Below are 26,965 nucleotides of genomic sequence, written 5' to 3'. Positions count from 1 at the left end.
CCGCAGCCCCGAAGACCCGCTCCGCCCCCGCCCGCCCGGCGGGGGCGGAGCCATGTCGTCCACAGACCGCCGCCGGGCGCTTGACGTCACTCACAAATCGGGTGAAGGTGTAGATATACGACGTAAACATATGCCGTATGGGAGCACTCGGAGATGCATGATCATGTACAACGACCCGGTCATCGGTAACGAGCGTGAAGCCGGGGCACAGGCCACCGTCAGCCTGGTCGTCCCCGCTCTCAACGAGGCACGCAACATCGCGTGGGTGTTCGAACAGATCCCGGCGTGCGTGGACGAGGTCATCCTCGTCGACGGCGACTCCACGGACGCCACGGTCCCCATGGCCCAGCACTGCCTGCCGACCGTGCGCAACGTCCGGCAGAACGGCCCGGGCAAGGGAAACGCGCTGCGCACCGGCTTCCTGGAGGCCAAAGGGGACTACGTGGTGATGATGGACGCCGACGGCAGCATGTCGCCGGCGGAGATCCCCCACTTCGTGCACTTCCTCGACCACGGCTACGACTTCGTCAAGGGTTCGAGGTTCGTCGCGGGCGGCGGCTCGCTCGACATCACCCCCATCCGCAAGATGGGCAACCATGTGCTCCTGCTCGCGGCGAACCGGCTGTACGGCGCCTGCCTGACCGACCTCTGCTACGGCTACTGCGCCTTCCGGCGCAGCTTCCTCGACCAGCTGGACCTGCACGCCGCCGGCTTCGAGATCGAGGCCGAGATGATCGTGCACGCCCTGCGCTCCGGTCTGCGCATCGCCGAGGTCCCCAGCCTGGAACTGCCCCGGCGCAGCGGCTGCTCGAACCTGCACGCCATCTCCGACGGGCGCCGGGTGCTGCGCACCCTGCTCTCGGAACGCCCCGGTGCCGCCCGGGCCTCCGCTCGGCGGCCCGAGCGGAGCGCATCGTGAGCTCCGCCCCCGTCCCCCCGCCTCTCGTCCGGCCCCCGGTGCCGGTGGTCGACATCGACCTGGCCCGTCCGGGCGAGTTCCGGCTGCCCGGGGACAGGGGGCCCGCCCGGCCTCGGGGGCAGGCCAGGGCGCTCGTACGGCTGAACGGCCGTCCCCTGGGCATGGTCAGCGCCGCTGACGCCTCGGGGCCCGAGGGACTGTGGCGGGCGCTGGCCGACACCGCCCGCGTGGAGCTGGCCGGACAGCTCGCCCGCCACCGGGCCACGGACCGCACCGCCGCTCCGGACGCCGCCCGGCCCCGCACCCTGCGCCAGACACCCGTCATCAGCGTGATCGTGGCGACGCGCGACCGCCCCGAGCGGTTGCGGCACTGCCTGCACTCGCTGCTGCGCTCCACCTACACCGACTTCGAGATCATCGTCGTCGACAACGCCCCGGCGGACGACACCGCCCAGGTCCTGGTCCGCGCGGAGTTCCCCGACCGGGTGCGCTACGTCCGCGAACCCGTCGCCGGGCTGGCCCGCGGGCACAACGTCGGGCTCGCCCGGGCCCGCGGCTCCGTCGTCGCCTTCACCGACGACGACACGCTCGTGGACCCGGGGTGGCTGTCGGCACTGGCCGACACGTTCGCGCGCGACCCCCGGATCGGCTGCGTCACCGGACTGATCGTGCCCGCCGAACTGGAGACCCCGGCCCAGACCGCCCTCGAACGGCAGGGCGGCTTCGCGAAGGGGTACGTGCCCCGGACGTGGTCCCTCTTCGACCCGCCGGCCGACCCGCTGTTCCCGTTCACCGCCGGGCGCTTCGGCTCGGGCGCCAACATGGCGTTCCGTACCGAGGTGCTGCGCGCCCTGGGCGGCTTCGACACGGCGACCGGTGCCGGCACCCCCGGCCGGGGCGGGGACGACCTGCTGGCCTTCTTCGAGACCCTGACCGCCGGGCACACGCTCGCCTATCAGCCCGGCGCCATCGTGTGGCACTGCCATCGCCGCACCATGGACGCCGTGGCCTCACAGGCCTTCGGCTACGGCGCCGGCCTCGGCGCCTATCTCACCGGCGCGCTGCTCAGCGACCCGCGCCGGCTCCCCGCCCTGCTGCGGCGACTGCCCCGCGGCATCCGGTACGCCGTGGCCCGGTCACGCGACCGGGGCGCCGATCCCGAGGCCGGATGGTCCCGGCGTCTGGCGCTCCTCGAAGTGCGCGGGATGGTCTACGGCCCCTGCGGCTATCTCCGCGGACGCCTCACCGGCGCCGGCGCCGGATCCCACTGACGAGGTGAGCGGCTTGGACACCAGTCGGGTGACCGACTCGGCGGCGGGAGGCGCCGGTATGCGACGACGGCCCCTGGGCATGCTGCGCGCCGGTGTCGCCGCCGCGCTCCCGGGCGAACCCGTCCTGCGCACGGGACACGTCCTCGCGGTCAGTTCCCTCGTCAACGCCGGGCTCGGCTTCTTCTTCTGGACCTTCGCGACCCACTGGTACGACGAGCGGACCGTGGGCCTGAGCTATTCGGCGCTCTCCGCGTCCCTGCTGCTCACGGGCATCGGCCAGCTCAACCTGAACGACTTCCTGGTGCGGTTCGTGCCGACCTCCGGCCACCGCGCCCGCCGTCTGGTCCTCACCTGCTACGCCGCGAGCACGTCCTGCAGCGTGCTGGTGGCCGTGGCGTTCCTCGCCCTGGTGCCGACGGTCGCCCCGAAACTCGAGTTCCTGCTGACACCGGTCACCGCGGTCTGCTTCGTGGTCGCGACCGCCGGTTACGCCGTCTTCGTGCTGCAGGACGGCGCGCTCACCGCGGTCCGCATGCCGGGCTGGGTCGTGGGCGAGAACCTGATCTTCGCCGTCGTCAAGATCCTGCTGCTGGGCCTCGGCGCCGCCCTGACCCTCTTCTCCGGGATACTCATGTCCTGGGCCGGGGCCCTCGTGGTGTCGCTGGTCGTGGCCAACGCCGTCCTGATGGGCAGGGGCATCCCCCGGCACGAACGCGAGACGAAGGCCGCGCCGCCACCGCCGCGCATGCTCGGGTACGCCGCCGCCGACTGGTTCGGGTCCCTGTTCCGCGTCGCCGCGTACACCGTGGTCCCGCTGATCGTGCTGAACACCCTCGGCGCCGAGCAGAGCGCCTACTTCTCCGTAGCCTGGAACGTCGCCTACGTGCCGTATCTGATCGCCCGCAACATGGGGACGTCGCTGCTCGCGGAGGCCGTGCGCGGGCCCGAACGGCTCGTGGAGCACTCCCTGCGCGTCCTGCGCCACTCGGGTCTGCTGCTGGGCGGCGTCACGGTCCTGCTGGTCGTCGCGGCCCCGCAGATCCTCTCCCTGTTCGGCGCCTCGTACGCGGCCGAGGGAAGCATGCTGCTCCGTCTGCTGGCCCTGTCCGCGGTGCCGAACCTGGTGCTGAGCGTCGCCATCGACGTGGCGCGGGCCCGGCGCCGGCTGCGCTGGGCCGTGTGGCTGCAGGTGGTGATGTGCGTCCTGGTGCTCGGGCTCACCCGCGCGCTGCTGCCGCACTTCGGCGTCGTGGGCGCGGGCATCGCCTGGCTCGTCACCCAGTGCCTGATCGCCGGCTTCCTGATCGTCACCCGGTCCCGCTGGCTCGTCCCCGTCCCCGAAGGGTCATCATGAACAGCGCCCTCTCCGCCGAACGCACGCTCCCGACCCTGGCGGTCGTCATCTGCGCCTACACCCTCGACCGCTGGGACGACACCCGGGCCGCGATCGGGTCCGTGCTGGTCCAGGACCCGCCCGCCGACGAGGTCGTGCTGGTGGTCGACCACAACCAGGACCTCCTGGAACGCGCCGAGCGCGAACTGTCCGGCGTCCACGTGGTGGCCAACCAGCGGCGCCGGGGGCTGTCCGGGGGCCGCAACACGGGGGTGTCGGTGTCGCGTTCCGAGGTGGTGGCCTTCCTCGACGACGACGCCACGGCCGAAACGGGCTGGACGGGCCGTCTCCTGGCGCCCTACCGCGATCCCCGTGTGGTGGGCGTCGGCGGGTTCGTCCGGCCGTGGTGGCTGACCGGAAGGCCGGTGTGGTTCCCCCCGGAGTTCGACTGGGTGGTGGGCTGCTCCTACCGGGGGCAGCCCCGGCACGCCGCTCCGGTCCGCAACTTCATCGGCGCCAACATGTCCTTCCGCAGGAGCGAACTGATCGCCGTCGGCGGCTTCTTCGACGCCTTCGGGCGGGTCGGCAGCCGTCCGGTGGCCAGCTGCGACGAGACGGACTTCTGCCTGCGGCTCGCCGCACGCGACCCGGAGGCCGTCCTGCTGTACGAACCGGCCGCCGAGATACGGCACCGGGTCCCGGAGTCCCGAACCAGCTGGGCCTACTTCCGCAACCGCTGCTACATCGAGGGGCTGTCCAAGGCGCTGGTGGCACGGCGCTGCGGGCGCGGACCCGCCCTGGCCAACGAGCGCGCCTACGTACGGTCGACGATCTCTCGGGCCCTCGCCCGCAACGTGTCCCGGATCCGGCGACCCGGCGCGCTGCGCAGGATCGGGGCGCTGGCCGGGGGCGTGGGCGCCACCGTGGCCGGCTACATCGTCGGCTCGATCCGGCCGCTGGGTTCCGAGACGGCCGCCGGGTCCCGCCCCGGGGTGGCGACGCCGACGAGGGCGGTGCGGACATGAGCGTCGTACCCGTCTTCCTCTATCACGCGGTGTCGGACGATACCCCGTCGTGGCTGGCCCCGTTCACGGTCAGTCCCCGCACCTTCACGGAGCACCTGGACCTGATCGCCGACAGCGGACTGCGCGTCGTCCCGTTGCGACAGCTGGTCACCCGGCTGCTCGGAGGCCCTCCCCTGCCCCCGCGGGCGGCGGTGCTGACCTTCGACGACGGATACGCGGACTTCGCCACCACGGTGGCTCCGGAGCTCGCCGCTCGGGGACTTCCCTCGACGCTGTACGTGACCACGGGCGCCCTGGACGCCGCCGGCCGGCCGTCGGGGGGCGGACCGTTCCCGTCCGTGGCCACGCTCGACTGGGCCGGCGTCAAGGAACTGGACTCGGCCGGGGTCGAGATCGGCGGGCACTCCGTGACGCATCCTCAACTGGACACGCTGCCGCGGGCATCGGTGCGGGAGGAGGTGTCCGGGTGCAAGGAGCGCATCGAGGACGCGCTCGGGCACCAGGTCGACGCCTTCGCCTACCCGCACGGCTATTCCAGCCGGGGTGTCCGCGCAGTGGTCCGGGAGGCCGGCTGGGTCTCGGCCGCCGCCATCCGGGCGGACTCGGCGTTCAGTTCGGAGACCGACGAACCGCTGCGGTTCGCCCGGCTCATGGTCCGGGCCGACACCGACCGGAACCGGTTCGCGCACTGGACCGGAGGCGAGGGTGCGCCCGTGGCACCGTTCGCGGAGGGACTGCGGACCAGGGGCTGGCGGGCCTACCGCCGGGCACGGGCGATGAGCGGACTGCCGTACCGGGCGATACCCGCCTGACCCTGCCGCCGGCCGGCCGGACGCACCTCCTGTTGTCCTGCCCTCTCCTGAGGTTCTGTCACCGCTGCCAGACGCGGACCCAGTCCACGCTCATACGCGCCGAGTCGGTACCCGGGGGCGGGGTGTAGGGAAGCCCGACGGCCAGGTTCAGGATGACCTCCATCGGCACATGAGGAATGCGCTCGGGCGCGGTCACCCGGAACCGTTCGACCCCGTCGACGTACCAGACGAGCCGGTCCTTCTCCCACAGCAGTCCGAAGCGGTGATAGCCGTCGGGGAAACCGGGCGCGGTGAACGTCCCCCGCTGCTTGCGCTCGGCGCCCTCGGCGTTCTTCCAGTGCACGAACATCGACACCGTGCGCGTGGTGCCGAGGAACTCCATGATGTCGAGCTCGGGCGGGGTGTAGCGGCTCGCGGGCATCATCCAGAACTCCGGTGTCATGCCGCCCTGCGGCGGGATGCGGACCGCCGCCTCGAAGTAGCCGTAGGTGAAGGTGTGCCGCGGCCGGGCGTACCAGTCGTCCCGGCCGGTGGAGATCATGCCGGAGACCCAGGGGTAGACCTTCCCGTCGCTGCCGCGGATGCTCCGGCGCTGGGCGGTCAGGGTCAGTTTCCCTCCGCCCACGGTGACCTGGCCGGGCTGGTACCACTCCAGTTCGTTGTTGGTGCTGATGGTGCAGCCGTTCTTGTTCCAGTCGTAGCAGGTGGCCCAGCGGCCCGTGTCGAGGCGTGAACCGTCGAATTCGTCGCGCAGGACCAGTCGCCACGCGCCGGGCACGGGTGGCCCGGACTCGGGGGACCCGGGCGTGGAACCGCAGGCCCCGCAGGCCGCCAGCAGCAGCAGGACGACCCCGACCAGCGCGCCCCGTGACCTCGTCATGGGCGCTCTCGGGACCCGGCCGCGACGGCGCCGGCCAGCCGGCGCGCGGCGAATCCGGTGCCGGCGACGAACCGCAGCACGGGTCCGAAGGTGGGAGCGGCCGCCAGTCCGGTGAAGAACAGCCCGGGCACGGAGGACTCGAACCCGGACGACAGCCGGGGCGCCCCGTGGAACGTCTCGACCTCGCGGCGGAGTTCGGGTGCCAGCAGCGTCAGCCGGTCGACGTCCACCCGGTATCCCGTGGCCAGCAGCAGATGGTCGGCCCGCAGCGTCTCCGTGCGCCTCCCGTCGCCCACGGCCTCGATCTCCAGACGCACCCCGCCGTCCTCGGCCACCGCGGAGCGGACGCCGCGTCCGCAGAGCACGGGGACCCGGTCCTCCACACGCTCCCGCAGCCACCAGCCGCCGGACGGGCCGAGGACGCTGCGCAGCATCCGCAGCCGTACGTCCTGCGGCAGATGCCGGATGACCCCACCGCCGCGGGCGCACGCCAGCAGCGACCAGCCGGGGCCGAGCGGGGAACCCGGCTTGAGGACGCGTACCGGGCGCGGGCGGTCCGAGGGCCGGTCGGTGTCGGGCGGGGTACCGAAGGCGACGGACCGGGCGCGGGCGATCACGGTGGGGAAGGCCCCGGCCTCGTGCAGCAGCGCGGCGCTCTCCAGGGCCGACTGTCCGGCACCGAGGACGGCGATCCGCTGCCCCGAGAAGCGGCCCAGATCGTGATGCCTGCTGGTGTGCGAGACCAGCTCCGCCGGGAGTCCGGTCAGTTCAGGGGGTTCGTGGGCGAAGGGGACGAGCCCGGTGGCCATCACCACGCGCCCGGCGAGGAACTCCTCCCCCGAGTCCAGGGTGACGCCGAACAGACCGTCGGCCCGCCCTATGGAACGGACCCTGCGGCGCTCCACTTCCGGTACACGGCGCTCCTGGAACCACCGTCCGTAGGCGATCATCTCCTCGACGGGGACGGGGTACCGGTCGCCGACGGGCCCGTGCCCCCGCGCGGTACGGAAGTCCTCCAGCCGGTATCCGGCCTCCGGGGCGGAGACGGACGAGGCGGCGGGGACCGACTTCAGGAACATGCCGTCGGGCATGTTGGCGCTCCAGCACTCCATGGGTTCGCCGAACACCCGCCGTTCCGTTCCCGCCGCGCTCAGCCAGGCGGCGGTGGCGAGTCCGTAGGGGCCCGCACCGATGACGACGGTGGGCAGCCGCCGCGGGGAGCCGTGGACGCGCCCGCTCCCGCCCTTGCCCCTGGGCACGCGGTACCGGGCGGTGAATCCGGTGTTCATGGGCATGGGTCGCTCCCTCCGGTCTCGGGCGACGGCGCGGCGCTCACGGCCGCGCACCGGCCCAGCGGGCGCATTCCCCGAGCACGGGCGCGACCGTGTGCGTGAGCCAGCCGTAACTGCGGCCGAACCTCGGGGACTTGCTGACGTTGTTCACCACGTGCCACAGCCAGCTGAGCAGGGGGATCGCCACCGGGTCGGCGACCCCGTCGTCCGGGTCGAGCCCGGCCAGCGCGAGCAGGGCGCGGTCGTCGTCCGGGATCCGCCCCGCCCGCAGCGTCTCGGCGACCAGGCTTCCCAGCGGGCGGCCGGTGAGCGTGCTGCGCAGGGCCAGCACGAAGGAGTAGGCGTCGATCTCGCACGGCCCGTCGGACCGGCCGCTGCTCCAGTCGAAGACGCCGGTCACCTGGAGGGGGACGCGGTCGAGCAGCACGTTGCCGGGGTGGTAGTCGCCATGGGTCCAGCCCTCCGTCAGCACGGCACCGGTCAGAGCCGCGTCCAGCCGGTGGCGCAGGGCCTCGAACTCGGCCGCCCGACGGCCGGATCCGTAGCGGGGCATTCCGCCGGACAGGACCGTCAGCTGTTCCTCGCACCAGACGGAGGTGCGGTCGGCCGCCTTGCGGGGGCGTCCGGTGGCGGCCCGCAGCTCCGCCAGCAGTCGCAGGGCGGGTGCCATGGCGGCGTACGGGTCCCTGGAGGCGTCCAGGATCAGGTGCTCGGCCGGGACGCCCGGGAGCGCGGTCTGGGCGAGGGTTCCCCCGGGCCCGGGCGAGCCGACGGCCCGGGGCAGGACGGCGCGCCAGGGGTCGAGCCGGCCGTCGGCGGCGAGCTCCTGCAGGACCTCGCGCTCGCGTGCCGTGACGGCGGCGCCGGCCTCGTCCCTGGGGTGTTTGATCACCAGGCTGCCGTCGCCCTGCCGCAGTTCGAACACCAGCAGGCCCGCCTTGGGCAGCGAGGGACGCCGGACCACGGTGATGTCCCGGGGAGCGGCGCCGCGCACGAGCCAGTGGGCCCGGAGGCGGTCGTCGAGACCGGCCAGAGCGCGCGGAAAGTACAGGGGCAGCAGACCGGAGAGCGAGGACATCTTGGCGGGTGTCTTCATACCAGACCTTGCCGGACTGTCAGCGGCACGACCCGTGCATGACGGGGATAATGGTTTCAGGCTGTCTGTCCCGTTCGAGTCGATCTACGAGCCTCGTCCATATTAGTTCCTTTCGGGAGAAGCTTCCCGGAGAGGGGCGGGTGGTCTTCTTGCTGGACACCGAGGTGCCCGTGCTCCTCGCCAGAATCGGCAACTATCCGCTGCACCACGGCAGTCTGGGGGTGGTGCGCACGGTCGGACGGCTGGGCGTGCCCGTCCACGCCGTCGTCGAGGACCGTTTCACCCCGGTCGCCCTCTCGCGCCATCTGACGAGCAGGATCGTGTGGCCGACCACCGGCCGCGAGGAGCCGGAGCGGCTCGCGGACGGCCTGTTGTCCATCGGCCGGAGGATCGGCGCCCGGTGCGTGGCGGTGCCGACCGACGACGAGGCGGCCATCCTCCTCGCGGAGTACGCGCACCGGCTGAAGGAGTGTTTCCTGATCCCGCCCGTGCCCGCCCACCTGCCGCGCCTGCTGGCCTGCAAGGCGAGCCTGCACCGGATCTGCTCCGAGGCCGGCGTGCCCTCGCCGCCGTCACGGGCGCCGGAGAGCCGCGACGAACTGGTCGAGGCGGGCCGCGAGCTCGGCTATCCGCTGGTCCTCAAGAACCTGGCGCCGTTCAGCAGGCTGCGCACCCCCGCCGTCAGCGGCACCACCACCGTCGTGCCCACCGAACGGGCGCTGCTCGCCCGGTTTCCGACCGCCGCGCCGCCGCCCGTGCTCGTGCAGGAGTACATCCCCCGGCAGCAGGCGGAGGACTGGATCACCCACATCTACTGCGGTGCGGGCGGTGTTCCGCGCGCCCTGTTCACCGGGCTGAAGCTGCGCTCCTGGCCTCCGTACGCGGGGATGACCGCCCGGGCGGTGGCGCTGCGCAACTCCGAACTGGCCCGGCTGGCGGAGCGGCTGTGCCGCCGTACCGGCTACAGCGGGCTGGCGGACCTCGACTGGCGCTTCGACCGCCGGGACGGGCAGTACAAGCTCGTCGACTTCAACCCGCGCACCGGCGCCCAGTTCCGCCTCTTCGAGAGCGTCGACGGGGTCGACGTCGTCCGCGCCATGCACCTCGACCTCACCGGCCGGACCGTGCCGGACGGCGCCCAGGCGGAGGGGCGGGTCTTCGTCGCCGGCCAGCTGGACTTCGCGTCGGCGGCGGCCTGGCTGCGTCATGAGCGCCGGCTGCCGCCCGATCTGCTGCACGTGCGGCCCACCGAGCGGGCCTGGCTCTCCTGGGACGACCCACTGCCGGCGGCGGCGGAGGCGGTCCGGTTCTCGGGACTGGTGACGTGGCGCCTGCTGCGGCCGAGACGGCCCGGCCCGACGGGGTGCCGCTGACTCCAGCGGTTTTCGGCTCGGCAGGGTGCCGTTCACCGCGACAGGCCCTGGCCCGGCAACGTGCCGTTGACCCCGGCGGGCCCCTGGCCCGGCGGGATGCCGCCGACCCCGGCAGTCCCCTGCCTGGCGGGATGCCGCCGACTGCGGACTCCCCCGGCACCCGGCAGGCGCCCCACCCGCGCCCCGCAAGTCCCGGGCCTGCGGGGCGCTGCCGTGCGTGACCGGCCCGATCGCGGGTCCGCCGCGCCACGGATCTCTCCACAGTGCCGTTGACCTCAGCCCGTCCTGGGGTAACTATGTACGTATACGCCGTAAATATACGGACGGAAACCTCGGAGACAGACATGCGCCTCACAGTCATCGGCACCGGGTATGTCGGAGCAGTCCACGCCGCCTGCATGGCCGAGACAGGCCACGAGGTGCTCGGCGTCGACGTCGACGAGGAGCGGGTCGCCGCGCTCGCCGCCGGGCACCCCCCGTTCCACGAGCCCGGGCTGTCCGCGATGCTCCAGCGCACGGTGGCCGCGGGCACACTGCGCTTCACCACCTCGCTCGAGGAGGCCGCCCGGTTCGCCGACACCCACTTCGTGTGCGTCGGCACGCCGCAGCGGCCCGACTCCGGCGCGGCCGACCTGCGTCATGTCGAGGCCGTGGTGGACGGCCTGGCGCCGGGTCTGCGCGAGGGGGCGCTGGTCGTCGGCAAGTCCACCGTGCCCGTCGGCACGGCGGACCGGCTGGCCCCGCGGCTGGCCGTGAGCGGCGCCGAGATCGCCTGGAACCCGGAGTTCCTGCGCGAGGGCTCCGCGGTCCAGGACACCCTGCGGCCGGAACGCATCGTGGCGGGCGTCCGCTCGGCCGGGGCCGAGGCACGGCTGCGCGCGGTGTACGCCCCCCTCACGGCGGCCGGCGCGCCGTTCGTCGTCACCGACACGGTGACCGCCGAGCTGGTCAAGGTGGCCTCGAACTCCTTCCTGGCCACCAAGATCTCCTTCATCAACGCCATGGCCGAGATCTGCGACGTCATGGGCGCCGACGTGCTCACGCTCGCCGAGGCGATGGGCCGCGACTCCCGCATCGGACCGGCTTTCCTTTCGCCCGGCCTCGGCTTCGGCGGGAGCTGTCTTCCCAAGGACATCCGGGCCTTCGCGGCGCGGGCCGAGGAGATCGGCCGGGGCGAGTCGGTGGCGTTCCTCCGCCAGGTCGACGAGATCAACGCACGGCAGCGCCGACGCACCGTCGACCTCGCCGAGCGGTTCACGGGCGGGAGTTTCGAGGACCGTGACGTGGCGGTCCTGGGGGCCGCCTTCAAGCCCGGCAGCGACGACGTGCGGGACTCTCCGGCGCTCGCGGTCGCGGAGGAGGTGCGCCGCCGCGGAGCCCGGGTCCGGGTGCACGACCCGGAGGCGATCGACAACGCCCGGGCCGTGTACCCCGAGCTGCAGTACGCCCTCGACGTGACGAAGGCCTGCGAGCAGGCCGATGTCGTCCTGCACCTCACCGAGTGGCCCCAGTACCGGGAGCTGGACCCCGCCGCGCTCGCCGGCGTGGTGCGCGCCCCTGCCCTGGTCGACGCCCGCAACACCCTCGACCCCCAGGCCTGGCGGGCCGCCGGCTGGCGGCTCGGCGCCCCGGGCCGCCCCCGGCTCGGCTGAGCGGAAGGACGATTCCCATGCGTGTGGCGATTTCCGGCGGCAGCGGCTTTCTGGGGTCCCACCTGTGCGAGGAACTGCTCCGCAGGGGTGACACCGTCTACTGCCTGGACAACTTCTCCTCCGGCAGCAAGGCGAACATCGCCCGTCTGCTGGACCTGCCGGGCTTCCGCTGCGTCCCGTGCGACGTCACGGAGCGCTTCCGCTTCTCCGCGACGGTCGACGCCGTCGCCCACCTCGCCTCTCCGGCGTCCCCGGCCGACTACCACCGCCATCCGCTGGAGACGCTGGCGGTCGGCAGCCGGGGAACGGAGAACATGCTGCGGCTGGCCGAGAGCCAGGAGGCGCGCTTCGTCCTGGCGTCCACCAGCGAGGTCTACGGGGATCCCGCGGTGCATCCGCAGAACGAGGACTACTGGGGCCACGTCAACCCGATCGGCCCGCGCAGCGTCTACGACGAGGCCAAGCGCTTCGCCGAGGCCCTCTCCATGGCGTACCGGCGCAGCCGCGGGGTCGACGTGGGGATCGTCCGGATCTTCAACACCTACGGCCCGCACATGCGCCCCCACGACGGCCGGGTGATCTCCAGCTTCATCCGCCAGGCGCTGGACGAGGAGCCGCTGACGATCTTCGGCGACGGCTCCCAGACACGGAGCTTCTGCTACGTCGACGATCTGGTCCGCGGCCTGGTGGCGATGCTCGACTCCGCCGATCCCGGGCCGATCAACCTGGGCAATCCGGAGGAGCACACGGTTCGGGAAGTGGCGGAACTGGTGACGGGGATCACCGGGTCCCGCGGCGAGCTCCGCCATCTGCCGCTGCCCGTGGACGATCCCGTCCGCCGGCGCCCGGTCATCACCCGGGCCCGCGAGGCCCTCGGCTGGCAGCCGCGGGTACCCCTGGAGGAGGGGCTCCGGCACACGGTCGACTGGTTCGTCGCGGAGGCGCGGGCCCACGCCCGCAACCCGGAGGAGGCCGTCGCGGCCGGATCGGCCTGACACGGGACGGCGCGTGGACCACTTCGCCGTCACCGGGCGGCCGGCGGCCCGGGGGCCGACAGCCCGGGGGCCGCCGGCCGCGTGATGCGGCCGGCGCCCTGGCGCGTCGGCGGGGTCAGTGCTGCCAGACCCGCACGTAGTCGACCATCATGTCGGCCGGAGCGATGTTCGTTCCGCTGTGACTGGGGTTGATGGCGTTGTTCAGGATCAGGTACATCGGGGACGAGGTGATCCCCGTCGTGATCTGACCGACCTGCTTGCCGTCGTAGTAGTACGTGGCGGAGCCCTGCTTCCATTCGGCGCCGAACGTGTGCCAGCCGCCGGAGTAGGTGCCGGAGGCGCAGCCGCCCGGACCGCCCGCGGTGGAGTGGAAGTGGTAGCAGGCGGAGCCGCCCAGGCCTTCCAGGACGTCCAGCTCGCCGTCCGTCGGCCAGTTCTGCCCGTCCGCCCAGAAGGAGGGCCAGTTGGCCATCTGCGAGCCGGACGAGGGCGTGTAGATACGGGCCTCGAAGGCGCCGTACGTGAACTGGGCCTTGTTGTTGCTGGTCACGATGCCGGAGACGTAGGGGTACGTCTTGCCGGCGACGGTGGTCGGCTGCTGGGCGAGCTTCAGGTGAAGCGACCCGTCGGCGACCGAGACCTGCGAGGGCGAATAGGCGGATCCCTCGGCGGAGTTCGGCGGCTTGGTGACGCATCCCGAGCATCCGAACCAGTTCGAGTTCCACTTGGAACCGTCGAGGCTGGAGCCGTTGAACTCGTCGCCGAACACCTGGTGCCAGGTGCCGGGGATACCGACGGGACCGGCGGCGGTCGTGGACGGCGCGGAGGACGTCGGTGCCGGGGTCGACGGAGCCGACGACACCGGAGCCGGGGTCGTCGGGGCCGGCGTCGTGGGCGCCGAGGAAGTCGGCGCGGTGGTCGACGGAGCGGTGGTCGACGGGGGCGTGGCCGCCGGGGTGGACGGCGCCGTCGTCGTCGGCGTGGAGGACGCGGGCTGCGTGGCCGTGGGCGTCGGCGTCGGCGTCACGGTGGACCCGGTGCCGGTGCCGGCGGTGAAGGACTTCACCGGAGAGACGCTGTACCAGTGGTCACGGACCTTGTACGCCACGTAATACGTGTAGCTGCCGGGCTGGAACGTGCGGGAGCCCGAGGTGAAGGTGGCGGACCGGGGTCCCAGCGTGGTGGCGGTGGCCCCGGGGAAGTCGTTGTTGCTGCCGTCGGCGGACCGCACGGCGACGGTGAGCGCCTGCAGCTTGATCGTTCTGGCGCTGTGGACGGTGGCCGTGGCCTTGGACTGCCCGTTCGCTCCGGCCGACACGGACAGGGAATCGACCACGACGTTGGGCGTGGACGCCTCAGCCTGGTCCGTCTGCGTAAGGACGCCTCCGGCGAGCGCGGCCGTGGTGACCGCGAGCACGCCCAACTTGGTGCGCATGGCGCGAGGACGACGATGTTTCCGGTTATCAATGGTGCACTTCATTGGCATGTACGCGTGACCTTTCGCCCCCATGCGACAGCTGGACCATGTGCCGGACAAGTGGGCCATGGCGGACTGAACGGTCATGGACTCTGCGCGAGGCCCACCCGATGCGCAAGTGCCCCACCGGCGCCGAAGAACGGCCATATCCGCCGGAAGTTCCTGCCCCGCAACCGAGTTGGCCGCATCGGGCGGAACCCAGTGATGTCCGACACCCCATGGGGCAATTCGGTCATACCGACTAAAGCGCACCGTACTGGTGGGATCTGACACCCCGTGAGCCTCCGCCGGGAGGTGCGCGCGTCCGGAGCCTTGACGTCCGATGAAACAACTCAATAGTTTCAGTATCATCGACTCACCGAGGGGTGTTCCCTTCGTCGTCCCGCCCTGAACGTCAGCAGTCCGCGGATCCCACCGCTCGCGCCGCGAGCCGGGGGCCGCGCTTCCGGCAGGAGGGATCACCCATGGGCCGTTACAGCCGGGTCCGGCGCATCCGGCGGATGGATCCGCGGCAGGACTTCGAGCGGATATACCGGTGGATCATCCATCACGAGTTCCCCCGCGACTATCTGCACGGGACCTCGATCGCGTTCCTGCGCGACTACGCCGTCCCGGACATCTCCCGGCTCCTGGACCGCACCCAGGAGTTCGAACGCGCGGGCCAGAAGCGGTACGACGACACGGTGCTGATCACCTACGAGATGGTCCGCGAGGGGATGGACTCGGAGCACGGCCGGGCGGCCGCCCGCCATCTGAACCGCATTCACGGCCGGTACCGCATCGCCAACGAGGACTTCCTCTACGTCCTGGCCACCACGGTGGTGGGGCCCAAGCGCTGGATCGACCGGTACGGCTGGCGACGTCTGTGCGAGCAGGAGACCGAGAGCCTGGCACTGGTGGGCCGGAGGATGGGCGAACTGATGGGCATCTCCGGCGTGCCCGACACCTACGCCGCGTTCGAGCGGCTCCACGACGACTACGAGCGCGAGAAGTTCGCCTACGACCCCGCCAACCGCCGGGTCGCCGCGGCCACCCTGCGGATCATGGCGGCGTGGTACCCGGCCCCGGTGCGGCGGCTCGCCTCCCGGGCCGCGCTCGCCGTCCTGGACGAACCGCTGCTGACGGCGCTCGGCTTCAGCCCGGAGCCGCCCTGGCTACGGACCGCCGTCCACCGCGTCTTCCGCGCCCGGGCCGTGCTGATCAGGCTGCTGCCCGCGCGGCCGGAGCGGTTCCCGCGCAAACCCGAGGCGCGCACCTACCCCTTCGGCTGGACCCTGGACGACCTGGGTCCGCACTGGGCGCACTCCCGTCCCACGACCCCGCTCCAGGACGAGACGCCGCCCGACCGGGCTCCCGGAGCGGAACAGGCTCCCGGACCGGAACGGCCGTCCACCACGGGGCAGCCCTTGGCCCCTCATGCTCCCCGTCAGGAGACCCGATGACCGAGACCACCCCGGCCGCCGCACCGCGCGCCGCGACCTTCACCACGCACTCCCCCGCGACCGGCGAGCCGATCGCCGCGCACCGGGTGAACGGGCCCGAGGAGGTCTCCGCCGCCGTGGTCCGGGCCCGGGCCGCCCAGGCCGGCTGGGCGGCACTGCCGGCGTCCCGGCGGCGGGACGCGCTGCTGCGCTGGAAGAGGGCGCTCGCCGGCGACCTGGACACGGTGGCTCGCGCCATCGCCGAGGAGACCGGCAAGCCGGCCGGGGACGCCGCGCTGGAGGTCGTGCTGACCCTGGAGCACCTGGGCTGGGCCGCCCGCAACGCCGGACGCGTGCTGCGCCGGCGGAGGGTCGGCACCGGGCTGTTCGCCGTCCACCAGCGGGCCTCGCTGGTGCACAGGCCGCTGGGCGTGGTCGGTGTGATCGGCCCCTGGAACTACCCCCTGTACACGCCGATGGGCTCCATCGGCTACGCCCTGGCCGCGGGCAACGCGGTGGTCTTCAAGCCCTCCGAACTGACGCCGGGGACCGGGGTCCTGCTGGCCGAGACCTTCGACGCCGCCGTGCCCGCGCACGCCGGGCTGCTCACCACCGTCACCGGCGCGGCCTCCACCGGGGACGCCCTGGCCCGGTCCGGGGTCGACAAGCTGGCGTTCACCGGTTCGCCGGGCACGGCCCGCAAGGTGATGGCGGTGTGCGCCGAGACACTGACCCCCTTCCTCGCCGAGTGCGGCGGGAAGGACGCGGTCCTCGTCACCGCGGACGCGGACCTGGACGCGGCCGCCGACGCGATCGTGTGGGGCGCGCTGAGCAACGCGGGCCAGACCTGCGCGGGGGTGGAACGCGTCTACGCGGTGCGCGAGATCCACGCCGAGCTGTGTGAACGGGTGGTCCGGCGGGCCGAGTCGCTGCGCCCCGGCGCCGAGGCGGACGCCCCCTACGGGCCGATGACCCTGCCGGGCCAGGTCGCGGTCGTCGAACGGCATGTGGCCGACGCGCTGTCCTCGGGCGCACGGGCCCTGCTGGGCGGGCCCGAGTCGGTGCGCGCCCCGTTCGTCGCCCCGGTCGTGCTGACCGGCGTTCCGGAGGACTCGGCGGCGATGGCGGAGGAGACCTTCGGCCCGGTCGTGGCGGTCAATCAGGTGGCCGACGTGGACGAGGCGGTGGAGCGGGCCAACTCCTCGCGCTACGCGCTGGGGGCCGCGGTGTTCTGCGGCAGCGGGCGTGCCGGGGCGGCGATCGCGGCGCGGCTGCGCGCGGGGGCGGTGTCGGTGAACTCGGTGCTGGGCTTCGCGGCGGTGCCGGCGCTGCCGTTCGGCGGTGCGCAGGACTCCGGCTTCGGGCGGATCCACGGCGAGGAGGGGCTGCGCGCCTTCACCTCCGTGCAGTCGACGACGGTCCAGCGGTTCACCCCGCCGGTCGTGCTGACCTCCTTCGGTGTTCCGGCCGCCACCCGGGAGCGGGCGATACGGCTGGCGCAGGCGCTGCACAGGCGCCGCTGAACGGCGGCGCCTGCGCGGCGGCAGGGCGCCGGCCAGGCGTGCAGGAGTCGGTCAGGCGTCCAGGAGCGGGGCCAGATAGCGACGGGCGAAGGCCCGGGCCTGGTCCTCGTCCTCCATCTCGATGCAGCCGGCGGGGTTGAGCAGGAAGGACACGGCGACCCGGACCATCAGTTCGGCGACCGGGCGCAGGTCCTCCTCGGGACGGCCCTCGGCCTGCTGCGCACGCCGCAGATGGACCGTCAGGTACTCGACGGTGGCGGAGAGGGAGGAACTGCCCTGCACCGTCAGATAGGGCAGCACCACCTCGGGTTCGAGGCGCAGCAGGCCGCCGAAGAGCGGATGGGCACGGGTGTGGCGCAGGGCGACCACGAAGCCCTCGACGACCCGTTCCTTCATGGTCGGCAGTGCCGCGACGGCCGCGTCCAGTTTCCCGAAGAACCGGCCGAGTTCGCGCAGCAGGGTGTCCTCGACCAGCTTGTCCTTGGTCTGGAAACGCCGGTAGACGGTGACGCGGGAGACGCCGGCCCGTTTGGCGACGTCGTCCACGGAGGAGCGGCGCAGTCCCAGGAGGGTGAACTGCTCCAGGGCGGCGTCGAGGATCCGGCGCTCCGTACGGTCCTCGGGATCCGGCCGGTCGAGGGCCCGGGCGAGCAACGCGTCGTTGGTGTCAGCTCTCATGGTGCCCCTCACGATACCGGCAGACGGCCCTCCAGAGTCTCTGATACATCTACCATATCTTTGTAACGTGCCGCTCGACCGGGCGCCGACTCCCGCGTGGTACGAACGCGAATGCCGCCCCCCCCCCCCCCCGGGATCGGGGGACGGGCGGCAGGTGTCGCACTTGGTCGGTCAGTCCTCGTAGAGCCCGGACAGCTCGTCCGCGTACTTGTCCCGGATCACGCGGCGCCGCATCTTCAGCGAGGGCGTCAGCTCGCCGGTCGCCGGGCCCCATTCCTCGGCCAGCAGTTCGTAGCGCTTGACCTGCTCGGTGCGGTTGAGGCGGGTGTTGGCGGCGGCCACCGCCCGGTCCACCTCCGCCCGGACCGCGGGGTGCTGCACGAGCGCGGCCGGTCCCCCGGCGGTCTCGACACCGTGGGACGCGGCCCAGGCGGGGGCGGCCTCGGCGTCGAGCACCAGGAGGGCGACCAGGTAGGAGCGGTTGTCGCCGTGCACCATCGCCTGGCCGATCAGCGGGTGTTCCTTGAGCGCGTTCTCCACCAGGGCCGGCGAGACGTTCTTGCCGGTGGAGGTGATGATCATCTCCTTCTTCCGGTCGGTCAGCCAGAGGAAGCCGTCCTCGTCGATCCGCCCGATGTCACCGGTGGCCAGCCAGCCGTCGGCGTCGAGGGCGGACCGCACCGAGCCGTCGGGCTGGAGGTAGCCCGAGAACACGGACGTGCCGCGCACGAGGATCTCCCCGTCCCCGGCGACCCGGAGCTCCACGGAGTCCACCGGGCGCCCCACGGAACCGAGCCGGAATCCGGTCTTCGGACTGTTGCCGGTGGCCACGCCGGCGGTCTCGGTCAGCCCCCAGGCGTCCATGACGACGATGCCGAAACCGGCCCAGAACCTCACCACGTCGGGCGACATCGGCGCCGACGCGCTGGCCGACCAGGTCACCCGGTCCAGGCCGCCCGCGGCCAGCAGCGGCACGAGCACGTCCGCGCGGGCCTTCGCGTACCGCTCCTCCAGCTCGGCGGGCGGGGTCTCGCCGCGCTCGCGGTACGCCACGTGCTCGCGGGCGACCTCGAACGCCCCGTCGATGGCGGCCCGTTGCTCGTCGGGCATCAGCGACAGGATCGCCCGCACCGCGGCGGACAGCTTCTCCCAGATCCTCGGCACCCCGAAGAACTGCGCGGGACGCACCTTGCGCACCACCTCGCCGACCCGCGTCGGATCGGCGCAGAGCAGGACGTGCGCGGCCCGGTGGCAGGGCAGATAGATGCCCAGCATCCGCTCGGCGATATGGGCGAAGGGCAGGTAGCAGATGTGCTCGACGTGCGGGGGCAGGTCCACCACGGCATCCAGGGCAAGGGCGTTGGACATCACCTGGCGGTGGGTCAGTACGACGCCCTTGGGCTCACCGGTGGTCCCGGAGGTGTAGACGACGGTCAGCGGGTCCTCGGGGCGGGCGGTGTCCAGTTCCTTGCCGAACTCCTCGGGCACCGGCTCGTGCAGCAGTGCCGCATAAGGGAGATGGCCTCCCGCCGTGCCCGCCTCGACCACCACCAGCCGCTCCAGCGGGGTGCCAGGGTCGGCCAGCAGCGGCTCCCACACGGCCACCTGTGCCGCCCCCTCCAGAACGGCCACGCGGGCCCGGCAGTTGCGGGCGATGTGGGCGATCTGTTCGGGGGCCGCGGTGCCGTAGACACTGACCGGGACGGCGCCGAGGCGGACCAGGGCCAGGTCCGACAGCCAGTGCTCGGGCCGGTTGGCCATCATCATCAGCACATGGTCGCCGCGGCCGACGCCGAGGGCCCGGAAACCGGCGGCGAGGCTCCGGGTCCGCTCGTGGATCTCCGCCCAGCTCAGCGTCGCCCACGCACCGTCCGGGTCCGCGGACTGCCAGGACAGACCCGGAAGCCCGGCGTGTTCCCGGGCGTTGCGGGCCAGGAGCTGCGGCAGCGTCCGCTCGACCGGGTCGGCGGCCGGGTCGCCGGTGGTGCTGGGTGCCGATGTCATCGGGTCCTCCTTGCGGGCCGGTGGGGAAACGTCTGGTGCGACCGGCGCGGCGGGGAGCCCCCGCGACCGGGTGCACGGGGCGCCGTGGGGCCCCGGGCCGGATCACGAGTCGGCCGGGGCGGGAATCGGTCAGGTCCGGAGTCGGTCAGGTCCGAAGTCGGTCCGAGCGCGAGTCGGCCGGGTCGGGAACCGTCGAGGGCGCAGGGCTACGGAGGCGGACCGCCGGGGGGAGGCGTTCCGAGTCGGGTCGGGGCGGCGCCGGGTGCCGGGCGCCGCACAGGGGTCAAGTCGCCCTCGCTGAAGGCCAGTTCAGCACAAGATCGGTCGCGCCCGTTCACAGCCGGTTCCGTACGCGCCCGGTCGCGCCCGTTCACAGCCAGTTCCGTACGCGCTCGATCAGCCGGGCGGGGTCGGGGCCGACGGGCGTGACGTTGAGCATGGTCACGCCCGCCTCACGGAAGGCCTCGATCCGGTCGCGGACGTGGCCTTCGGGGCCGGCCAGGCACAGGCGTTCCAGCAGCTCGGCCGGTACGGCGGCCTCCGCGTCCTTCTTGCGTCCCGCGAGGTAGTGCTCCTGGACGGCGGCCGCGGCGGACTCGTAGCCGTAGGAACAGACCAGGTCGTGGTAGAAGTTGCGGCCGGGCGCCCCCATGCCGCCGACATACAGGGCGACGGTGGGACGCATCAGGTCGTGGACGGCCTCGGCGTCGTCGGTGACGGCGAGCGGACCGCCGGCCACGACCGAGAGCGGGCCGAGCGCGGGGTCGCGCGCGGCACGGCCCTCGGCCAGCGGGCGGCCCCAGACGTCGGCGGCGTGCTCGGGGACGTAGAGGAACGGCAGCCAGCCGTCGGCGATCTCGGCGGTCATCCGGACGTTGGCCGGGCCCAGCGCCGCGACGTAGACCGGGATGACGCCGCGGACCGGGTGGTTCAGCAGCTTCAGCGGTTTGCCGAGGGTGCCGCCCTTCTCCGACGGCAGGGGCAGCTCGGTGATGCCGTGGTGTTCGATCACCTCGCGCCGCCAGATCCGCCGGGACAGTTCGATCACCTCGCGGGTGCGGCCGAGCGGGCGGTCGTAGCGGCGGCCGTGCCAGCCCTCCACCACCTGGGGTCCGGAGGCGCCGACGCCGAGCAGCGCACGGCCGCCGCTGAGGGCGTCGAGTCCGGCCGCGGTCTGGGCGATCAGCGCGGGGGTGCGCGAGTAGACGTTGAGGATCGCCGAGCCGATCCGCATCCGCTCGGTCCGCGCGGCGAGATAGCCCATGGCCGTCGGGGAATCGAAGCCGTACGCCTCGGCCACCCAGACGGCGTCGAGGCCGGCGCTCTCCAGGGCCGCCGCCCGGTCCGCCGCGGCACGCGGATCACCGGCGTACGTCAGCGGTGAGGAGAGCTCCATCAGCAGCGGTCCTTCGGTGCGTCGGACGCGTCCCGGTCGCGGGCGGGACGGCCCGGGGAGTTCTGGCTCATGGGTTCCTTCCTCGACGCGGGACGAACTCACCGCCGTCACAACGGAGACGTACTGAGCGTTCGCTAAAGAACGTAGAAGCAGGACGCCGGTCGGTCAACTCCGCGTACAGCACCAGTTTTTGGAGGCAGGAGACGGGGAAGGGACACCAGGCCGGGTGCCGGTCGCCCCGGTTGCCTGATCGATCGCTAAGCACCGGAGGAGAGACGTTCCGGACGCACGGCCGTACGATGTCGCCGATCGCCGCCCGTCCCGAGGAGAGCCGTTGAACACCGCGCCGAGCCAGGACACCACGCCACCGGCGGAGCACTGGCGCTCGTACGGGCCGCTCACCCTGCACCCGATCCTGACCCACGCCATGGAAGCCTTCAACGAGCACGGCTACCACGGAACTTCGGTCCGGGACATCGCGGGCCGGGTCGGCGTCACCGTGCCGGCGCTGTACTACCACTACGAGAACAAGCAGGCCCTGCTGGCCACCCTGCTGGAGACGTCCATCAAGGACGTCCTGGACCGCTGCCGGGCCGCCTCGGGCGAGGCCGGGGACGATCCGCTGGCGCGGTTCTGCGGCATGGTCGAGTCGATCGTGCTCTCCATGGCCCACCGGCGCCAACTGGCCTTCCTGGACACGGAGATCCGCAGCCTGGAGTCCCGCAACCGGGAGCGGTACGTCGCCCTGCGCGACTATCTGGAGCACATGCTGCTGGACACGGTCGAGGAGGGCCGCGCCCAGGGCGTGTTCACCACGCCCATCCCGGCCGACGCGGTGCGTTCGGTGCTCGTGATGTGCCAGGGGGTCGCCAACTGGTTCCGGGAGGACGGCCCGCTCACCGCGGAGGAGGTCGCCCGACGCCATGTCCTGCTGAGCCTCGGCACCGTGGGTCACCCGGGCGCGGTCACCGGCGACCTTCCGTTCCCCTTCCCGCGGCACTCCTCCCCCGTACGCACCCCCGCCTCCCGGCGTTCCGCTCCGCGCGCCTCCGGGTGACGCGCCCGGGGCGCCATCCCGACCGAAGGGACACCCCGCATGGACCCGCTCGACGCCCGCGCCCGCTTCCGGGAGCTGCGGGAGCAGGACGGACCGGTCGACCCCGCCGAACTCGACCGGATCTGGGCGGCGTTGGCCACCGTCCGCCCCGAGGAGATACTCGGCGAGTGGAAGGGCGGCGAGTTCCGCACCGGCCACCCGCTCAACGGCGCCCTGGAGAAGGCCGGCTGGTACGGCAAGACGTTCGCCTCCGTGCACGACGCCAAACCGCTCATCTGCCGTGACGCAACGGGCGCGCTGTTCTCCGACCGTGAGCTCGGCAAGGGTGAGGCCAGCCTGTGGACCGTGGAGTTCCGCGGCGAGGCGACGGCCACGATGGTCTACGACGGCCAGCCGGTGTTCGACCACTTCAAGCGGGTGGACGACACCACGCTGATGGGGATCATGAACGTCAAGGGGGTGCCCGCCGAAGGCCCGTTCTTCTACTTCTTCCTGGAACGCGCTCCCGGGGCCGATCGCGAGACGACGTCCGCGACCGCTCACGCGTCGGCCGCCGAGACCGCGGGCGAGACCGGGTCCGGGACCGGATCCGAGAGCACGACGGACGGCCGGCGCGCGGGGACCCGGGCCGGAGAGGACTCGTGAGGCGGGTCCGCGTCGCGGTCACCGAGGCGCCCGGCGCCCCGTTCACCGTCCGGGACGCGGAGCTGGAGGAGCCTCGGTCGGACGAGGTGCTGGTGCGGATGACCGCGGCCGGGATCTGTCACACCGACCTGGCCATGCGCGACACCTGGCCCGGGCGGCTCACCCCGATGGTCTTCGGGCACGAGGGCGCCGGCCGGGTGGAGGCGGTGGGCGCCGAGGTGACGGGCCTGGCACCCGGTGACCAGGTCTGCCTCACCTTCGCCAGTTGCGGCTCCTGCGAGCAGTGCGCGCAGGGCCACCCCGCCTACTGCCACGAGGCACGGGCCCGGAACCTCTCCGGCGGGCGCGCCGACGGGACCACCCCGCTCCGCCTCGACGGCGTACCGCTCCGCGCCGGCTTCTTCGGCCAGTCCAGCTTCGCCACGCACGCCGTCGTCCAGGCCCGCGGGGCGGTCAGGGTGCCCTCCGGCCTGCCGGCCGCCGTCGCCGCGCCGCTGGGCTGCGGCGGTCAGACGGGCGCGGGAACGGTGCTCAACCGGCTGCGCCCCGAACCGGGTTCCTCGCTGGTCGTCCTGGGCGCGGGCGGGGTCGGGCTGAGCGCGCTGACGGCCGCGGTGGCGGCGGGCTGCGACCCGGTGGTTGCGGTCGACCCGGTCGCCTCCCGCCGCGCCCTGGCCACCGAGCTCGGCGCCAAGGCGGCCCTGGCCCCCGGGGAGGGCCTGGTGGCGGCGCTGCGCGACCTCACCGGCGGCGGCGCGCACCACGTCGTCGAGACCACCGGCCGTCCGGAGACGGCCCGGCTGGCCGTCGCCGCGCTGCGCCCGCGCGGCGGGCTCGCCCTGGTCGGCCTCGGCGACGAGGTGACGTTCGACGTGATGAGCCTGCTCGCCAAGGGCGTCCGCGTCCACGGGGTGATCGAGGGGGACTCCGATCCTGGCCGCTTCATCCCGGAGCTCGTCGGCCTGTACGAACGGGGGCTCTTTCCGCTCGACCGGATCGTCACCCCGTTCCCGTTCGAGGAGATCGGTGCCGCCGTCGCCGCGATGAGGGACGGCGACGTGGTCAAGCCGGTCCTCACCTTCGGCTGACGGGCCCCACCCACCTCCGGCCGACCGATCCGGCACCCGTCTGCGGCCGACCAGCCTGGCGCCCGTCTGGGGCCGACCAGCCCGACGCCCGCCTCGGTCCGACCGGCCCGGTGCCCGAAATCCGGCCGACCGACTCGACACCCACCGCCGACCGACCGGCTCGACACCCACCGCCGACCGACCGACCCGGCGCCCGCCTCCGGCAGACCGGCCCCGCGCCGCCCCCACTGGGGCTCCTGTGGCGGTGGTGGTCCGAGGGCCGGCCCGGCCCCCGCGGTCCTCGCCGAGGGGGCCGGGCCTCCTGACGGTGTGTGATTGACTGATCGGCATGGCTCCCGCCTCCCCGTCCGCCCGTTCGGGCGCCTCCGCAGGACCGGCCACGGCGACCCGGCCGCGCAACCGCAAACAGCTCATCCTCGACGCGGCGGGGCGGGTCTTCAGCGAGCGCGGCTACCACACCGCGTCCATGGAGGAGGTCGCCGCCGCCGTCGGGATCACCGCGGCGGCCCTGTACCGGCACTTCCCCAACAAGTACGCGCTGTTCGCCGCGTGCGCCCACGTCATGGTGGACGGACTGGTCGCCGCGCTCGACGAGGTCCCGCCCGGGGCCTCCCTGACGGACGTGCTCTCCGCGGTCACCCGGACCACCGTCGCCCATCGCGCGTCGGGCGGGGTGTACCGCTGGGAGGCCCGGTATCTCGACCGCGAGGACCGGCGGGCGCTCGCGGTGAAGTTCGGTCGTCTCGTCGAGCGGGTCGAGGAGGCGGTGGGGCGCGAGCACCCGTTGCCCGGCCGGCGGCTGCGCGCGATGGCGGCCCTCGGCGCGATCGGTTCCGTCACGATGCACCACACCTCCATCGCCGCGCGCCGCGCCGAGGAGCTGCTGCTGGCGTCCGCGCTGCGCGTGGCCGCGACCGATCCGGCGGCGGGCCCCTCGGGCGCGCACCCCGTCGAGCTGCCCGCCCGACCGGTGCCGCGCACCCGGCGCGCGGAGATCCTCGCGGCCTCCGTCCCGCTGTTCGCCCGGGACGGGTTCGCCAACGTCACCAACGGACAGATCGCGGAGGCGGTCGGGCTGGCCCCGTCGGCGCTCTACCGCCACTATCCCGGCAAGATCGACATCCTGGCGGCCGCGTGCCTCCAGGCGGCGGGGCTGCTCGGGCAGGGCGTGGAGCGGAGTCTGCGGGACGTGACGGGACCCCGTGAGGCCGTCGTGGCGCTGGCGGCGACGTACGTGGCGTACAGCTTCGAGTGCACGGAGCTCAACAGCGTCGCCGAGGCGGAACTCGCCGGTCTCCCGGACGACCTGCGCAAGCCGCTGGTCCTCGCGCAGCGGGAGCACATCGCCGTGTGGGAGCAGCAGTTGCGGCTGGTACGGCCCGAACTGGACCCGCGTCAGGCCCGGGTGCTGGTGCACGCGGGGTTCGGCGTGGTCGTGGAGGCGGGACGGAGGCTGCGCTGGCGGGACAGCCCCGAGCACCGCGAGGCCGTGACCGCTCTGGTCGCGGGCGCGCTGGGTCTCTGAGCCTCCCCATGCCTCCGTCTGGGCCCGCCCCTCGTCCGTCCCCGGACAGGGCGGGCGCAGCCGGATGCGACCGTCTTCTCAGGCCGCCCTGTTCGCGGTGGGGATCGTGATGGGCGTGGTGGTCCCGGAGGCGCCCTTGTTGAGGAACAGCATGGCCAGGGCCCGGATGAACTGGTCGAACACGTAGAAGGTGCCGGGCATGATGGGCGACAGTCCCTCACGGAAGAGGATGAACGCCGGCCAGGCGGTGCGGATCAGGGCCGCCGAGGCGTAGTCGCGGGGCAGTCCGAGCCAGTCGCCGACCTGGTCACTGAGGACGTAGCGCACGAACTCGTTCAGGAACCCGCGGGTGACACCGAGGTCGATCTGAGCGGTCAGGCCGAGCAGGTCCTCGGCCATTTCGACGCCCTCGGTGGTCGGGGTCAGGATCGGGGTGAGCACCTGCGCCGACTGCTGCTCGGCGGCCGCCCAGGTCTGGGGGATGTGCTCGTCCGGCACGCCGAGCAGATGGACGGCCACCTGCCACGCGTGCAGGAACGCCTCCTGGTCCGCGGCCGGGAACGGGATCTTCCAGTCGAGCAGCTTCCGGTGCACGTACGTGCCGAGGCTGTGGAAGGTGACCAGGATGTCGGCGGCGCTGATCGGGGTGGTCTCGTCGGTGACCGCCTTCCAGTGCGGCGACTGGGGCAGCAGGTGCCGCACCGACGCGTGGACGACGCGTGTCTTGTTGGCGGTGACGACGAACTGTCCCGTCGGCTCGAAGGCGCCGAGCTGGGACAGGTCATAGCCGAAGGTGAACGTCTTGGCGGCGCGGTCCTGCATGTTGGCGCCGCCGGCGGACCAGTAGACGCTCCGCGCCTCGCGCGGGATCACGGTGCTCATGATCCCGCTGCCGAGGCCGTACAGCATGAAGAGGTACGTGTCCCGGCGCCGGTTGAAGTCGGCCGCGCGGGTCAGCTTGACCGGGTCGGCCCACGAGGGCAGCGCGTTGACCTGCTTGAGGTACGCGGTGAACTCGGCCGGTACGCCGGTGGGCAGCGGGTCGTCGTTGTTCACCCACGACGCCCAGGCCGAGTTGATCGCGGGCACGTGTCCGTTGTCGAGCATCGAGGCCATCAGTGGGTCCGCCGCGCTGTCCCAGATCCACTCCGGACCGGTTCCCGCGGCGGCTCCGGCCGCCGAGCCCGTCGACGCCCACGCCTGGAGGGGGTTGGCCACGCCCACGAGCCCGAGCGCGACCCCGAGCGACAGCGCCTTTCGCCTGCTGAGGTTCTCCATTGACTTACCTGCTTCCCTGAGGGGTCAGACAGTCCCAATTGCCTTGGCAGACCTGCATATTGCGCGACGCGTGCACGATGAATCATGTCGCACAGATGTGATTTTCGATTAACATAGCGAGGTACGTTGCCGTGGGCAATGGTGGCGGCGGAGCGTTGTCGGCGACGCCATCGGGCCCGAGAGGGAGTGCCTGGCGGGGAGCGGGGTCGGCACCGGAGCGGGGCC

General features: G+C 72.8%; 21 protein-coding genes and 1 pseudogene. 14 read left to right on the top strand and 8 right to left on the bottom strand.

What is annotated here, in order from left to right:
- Positions 1–157: 157 nt before the first annotated feature.
- Genes IO36_RS05685 through IO36_RS05665 form a run of 5 tightly spaced genes read left to right on the top strand, consistent with a single transcriptional unit; the run spans position 158 to position 5,360 of the window.
- On the top strand, positions 158–919 hold the full coding sequence (locus IO36_RS05685) for a glycosyltransferase family 2 protein (protein WP_051900025.1): 762 nt from the start codon (positions 158–160) through the stop codon (positions 917–919).
- Positions 916–2,190, top strand: a complete 1,275-nt coding sequence (locus tag IO36_RS05680; RefSeq protein ID WP_051900023.1) for a glycosyltransferase family 2 protein — start codon at positions 916–918, stop codon at positions 2,188–2,190. The genes IO36_RS05685 and IO36_RS05680 overlap by 4 nt, the downstream gene beginning before the upstream one ends.
- A 58-nt stretch (positions 2,191–2,248) precedes the next feature.
- On the top strand, positions 2,249–3,544 hold the full coding sequence (locus IO36_RS05675) for a lipopolysaccharide biosynthesis protein (RefSeq protein ID WP_158997234.1): 1,296 nt from the start codon (positions 2,249–2,251) through the stop codon (positions 3,542–3,544).
- A complete protein-coding gene (locus IO36_RS05670; protein ID WP_063764827.1) occupies positions 3,541–4,548 on the top strand; it encodes a glycosyltransferase family 2 protein in 1,008 nt (335 codons plus the stop codon). Before IO36_RS05675 ends, IO36_RS05670 begins: the two co-directional genes overlap by 4 nt.
- Complete coding sequence (locus IO36_RS05665; protein WP_037616737.1) at positions 4,545–5,360, top strand: polysaccharide deacetylase family protein; 816 nt, start codon at positions 4,545–4,547, stop codon at positions 5,358–5,360. Before IO36_RS05670 ends, IO36_RS05665 begins: the two co-directional genes overlap by 4 nt.
- 58 nt (positions 5,361–5,418) lie before the next feature.
- On the opposite strand, the gene IO36_RS05660 is transcribed toward IO36_RS05665, so the two are convergent.
- Genes IO36_RS05660 through IO36_RS05650 form a run of 3 tightly spaced genes read right to left on the bottom strand, consistent with a single transcriptional unit; the run spans position 5,419 to position 8,628 of the window.
- Positions 5,419–6,240, bottom strand: a complete 822-nt coding sequence (locus IO36_RS05660) for a glycoside hydrolase family 16 protein (protein WP_037616734.1) — start codon at positions 6,238–6,240, stop codon at positions 5,419–5,421.
- Positions 6,237–7,535, bottom strand: coding sequence for an NAD(P)-binding domain-containing protein (locus IO36_RS05655; protein WP_245173130.1), 1,299 nt, complete (start codon positions 7,533–7,535; stop codon positions 6,237–6,239). The genes IO36_RS05660 and IO36_RS05655 overlap by 4 nt, the downstream gene beginning before the upstream one ends.
- 37 nt (positions 7,536–7,572) lie before the next feature.
- Positions 7,573–8,628, bottom strand: a complete 1,056-nt coding sequence (locus IO36_RS05650) for an aminoglycoside phosphotransferase family protein (RefSeq protein WP_037616732.1) — start codon at positions 8,626–8,628, stop codon at positions 7,573–7,575.
- A gap of 140 nt (positions 8,629–8,768) precedes the next feature.
- On the opposite strand from IO36_RS05650, the gene IO36_RS05645 reads away from it, so the two are divergent.
- The 3 genes from IO36_RS05645 to IO36_RS05635 all read left to right on the top strand — a co-directional run bounded on the left by IO36_RS05645 (position 8,769) and on the right by IO36_RS05635 (position 12,648).
- Positions 8,769–10,001: a carboxylate--amine ligase gene (locus IO36_RS05645; RefSeq protein ID WP_063764826.1), complete on the top strand. Its 1,233-nt coding sequence runs from the start codon at positions 8,769–8,771 to the stop codon at positions 9,999–10,001.
- A gap of 344 nt (positions 10,002–10,345) precedes the next feature.
- Positions 10,346–11,653 (top strand): UDP-glucose dehydrogenase family protein, encoded by a 1,308-nt coding sequence (locus IO36_RS05640; protein ID WP_037616730.1) that lies wholly within the window; start codon positions 10,346–10,348, stop codon positions 11,651–11,653.
- Positions 11,654–11,670: 17 nt separating this feature from the next.
- Positions 11,671–12,648, top strand: a complete 978-nt coding sequence (locus tag IO36_RS05635; RefSeq protein ID WP_051900021.1) for a UDP-glucuronic acid decarboxylase family protein — start codon at positions 11,671–11,673, stop codon at positions 12,646–12,648.
- Between the two features lie 115 nt (positions 12,649–12,763).
- Here the strand turns inward: IO36_RS05635 and IO36_RS05630 are convergent, their stop codons facing one another.
- Positions 12,764–14,083, bottom strand: coding sequence for a glycoside hydrolase family 16 protein (locus IO36_RS05630; protein WP_037616728.1), 1,320 nt, complete (start codon positions 14,081–14,083; stop codon positions 12,764–12,766).
- A 506-nt stretch (positions 14,084–14,589) separates the two neighbouring features.
- Here IO36_RS05630 and IO36_RS05625 point away from each other — a divergent pair.
- Complete coding sequence (locus IO36_RS05625; RefSeq protein WP_051900019.1) at positions 14,590–15,567, top strand: oxygenase MpaB family protein; 978 nt, start codon at positions 14,590–14,592, stop codon at positions 15,565–15,567.
- Positions 15,564–17,069 carry an aldehyde dehydrogenase family protein gene (locus IO36_RS05620; protein ID WP_037616725.1) on the top strand — a complete coding sequence of 502 codons (1,506 nt, stop codon included), beginning with the start codon at positions 15,564–15,566 and terminating at the stop codon, positions 17,067–17,069. The genes IO36_RS05625 and IO36_RS05620 overlap by 4 nt, the downstream gene beginning before the upstream one ends.
- Positions 17,070–17,120: 51 nt before the next feature.
- Here IO36_RS05620 and IO36_RS05615 read toward each other — a convergent pair whose 3' ends face one another.
- The 3 genes from IO36_RS05615 to IO36_RS05605 all read right to left on the bottom strand — a co-directional run bounded on the left by IO36_RS05615 (position 17,121) and on the right by IO36_RS05605 (position 21,147).
- Positions 17,121–17,747: a TetR/AcrR family transcriptional regulator gene (locus IO36_RS05615; RefSeq protein WP_037616723.1), complete on the bottom strand. Its 627-nt coding sequence runs from the start codon at positions 17,745–17,747 to the stop codon at positions 17,121–17,123.
- A 171-nt stretch (positions 17,748–17,918) separates the two neighbouring features.
- A complete protein-coding gene (locus IO36_RS05610; protein ID WP_037616722.1) occupies positions 17,919–19,751 on the bottom strand; it encodes an AMP-dependent synthetase/ligase in 1,833 nt (610 codons plus the stop codon).
- Positions 19,752–20,121: 370 nt separating this feature from the next.
- Positions 20,122–21,147 (bottom strand): LLM class F420-dependent oxidoreductase, encoded by a 1,026-nt coding sequence (locus IO36_RS05605; RefSeq protein WP_037616720.1) that lies wholly within the window; start codon positions 21,145–21,147, stop codon positions 20,122–20,124.
- A gap of 334 nt (positions 21,148–21,481) precedes the next feature.
- On the opposite strand from IO36_RS05605, the gene IO36_RS05600 reads away from it, so the two are divergent.
- From IO36_RS05600 to IO36_RS05585, 4 genes and pseudogenes are all read left to right on the top strand, one after another.
- The gene (locus tag IO36_RS05600; protein ID WP_037616718.1) at positions 21,482–22,204 is read left to right on the top strand and encodes a TetR/AcrR family transcriptional regulator; all 723 of its coding nucleotides are present in this window, start codon (positions 21,482–21,484) and stop codon (positions 22,202–22,204) included.
- 39 nt (positions 22,205–22,243) lie between these two features.
- Positions 22,244–22,708 (top strand): annotated as a pseudogene (locus tag IO36_RS05595) (DUF4334 domain-containing protein); the annotation flags it as partial.
- A gap of 137 nt (positions 22,709–22,845) precedes the next feature.
- On the top strand, positions 22,846–23,937 hold the full coding sequence (locus IO36_RS05590) for an NAD(P)-dependent alcohol dehydrogenase (RefSeq protein ID WP_037616716.1): 1,092 nt from the start codon (positions 22,846–22,848) through the stop codon (positions 23,935–23,937).
- 328 nt (positions 23,938–24,265) lie between these two features.
- The gene (locus tag IO36_RS05585) at positions 24,266–25,462 is read left to right on the top strand and encodes a TetR/AcrR family transcriptional regulator (protein ID WP_037616714.1); all 1,197 of its coding nucleotides are present in this window, start codon (positions 24,266–24,268) and stop codon (positions 25,460–25,462) included.
- A gap of 78 nt (positions 25,463–25,540) precedes the next feature.
- Here the strand turns inward: IO36_RS05585 and IO36_RS05580 are convergent, their stop codons facing one another.
- Positions 25,541–26,740: an oxygenase MpaB family protein gene (locus IO36_RS05580; protein WP_037616712.1), complete on the bottom strand. Its 1,200-nt coding sequence runs from the start codon at positions 26,738–26,740 to the stop codon at positions 25,541–25,543.
- Positions 26,741–26,965 lie beyond the last annotated feature (225 nt).

This window comes from Streptomyces aureus (assembly GCF_000725495.1).
GTDB classification, from domain to species: domain Bacteria; phylum Actinomycetota; class Actinomycetes; order Streptomycetales; family Streptomycetaceae; genus Streptomyces; species Streptomyces aureus_B.
The sequence above is the reverse complement of the archived record's forward strand: the minus strand, read 5'-3'. Positions and strand labels throughout refer to the sequence as shown.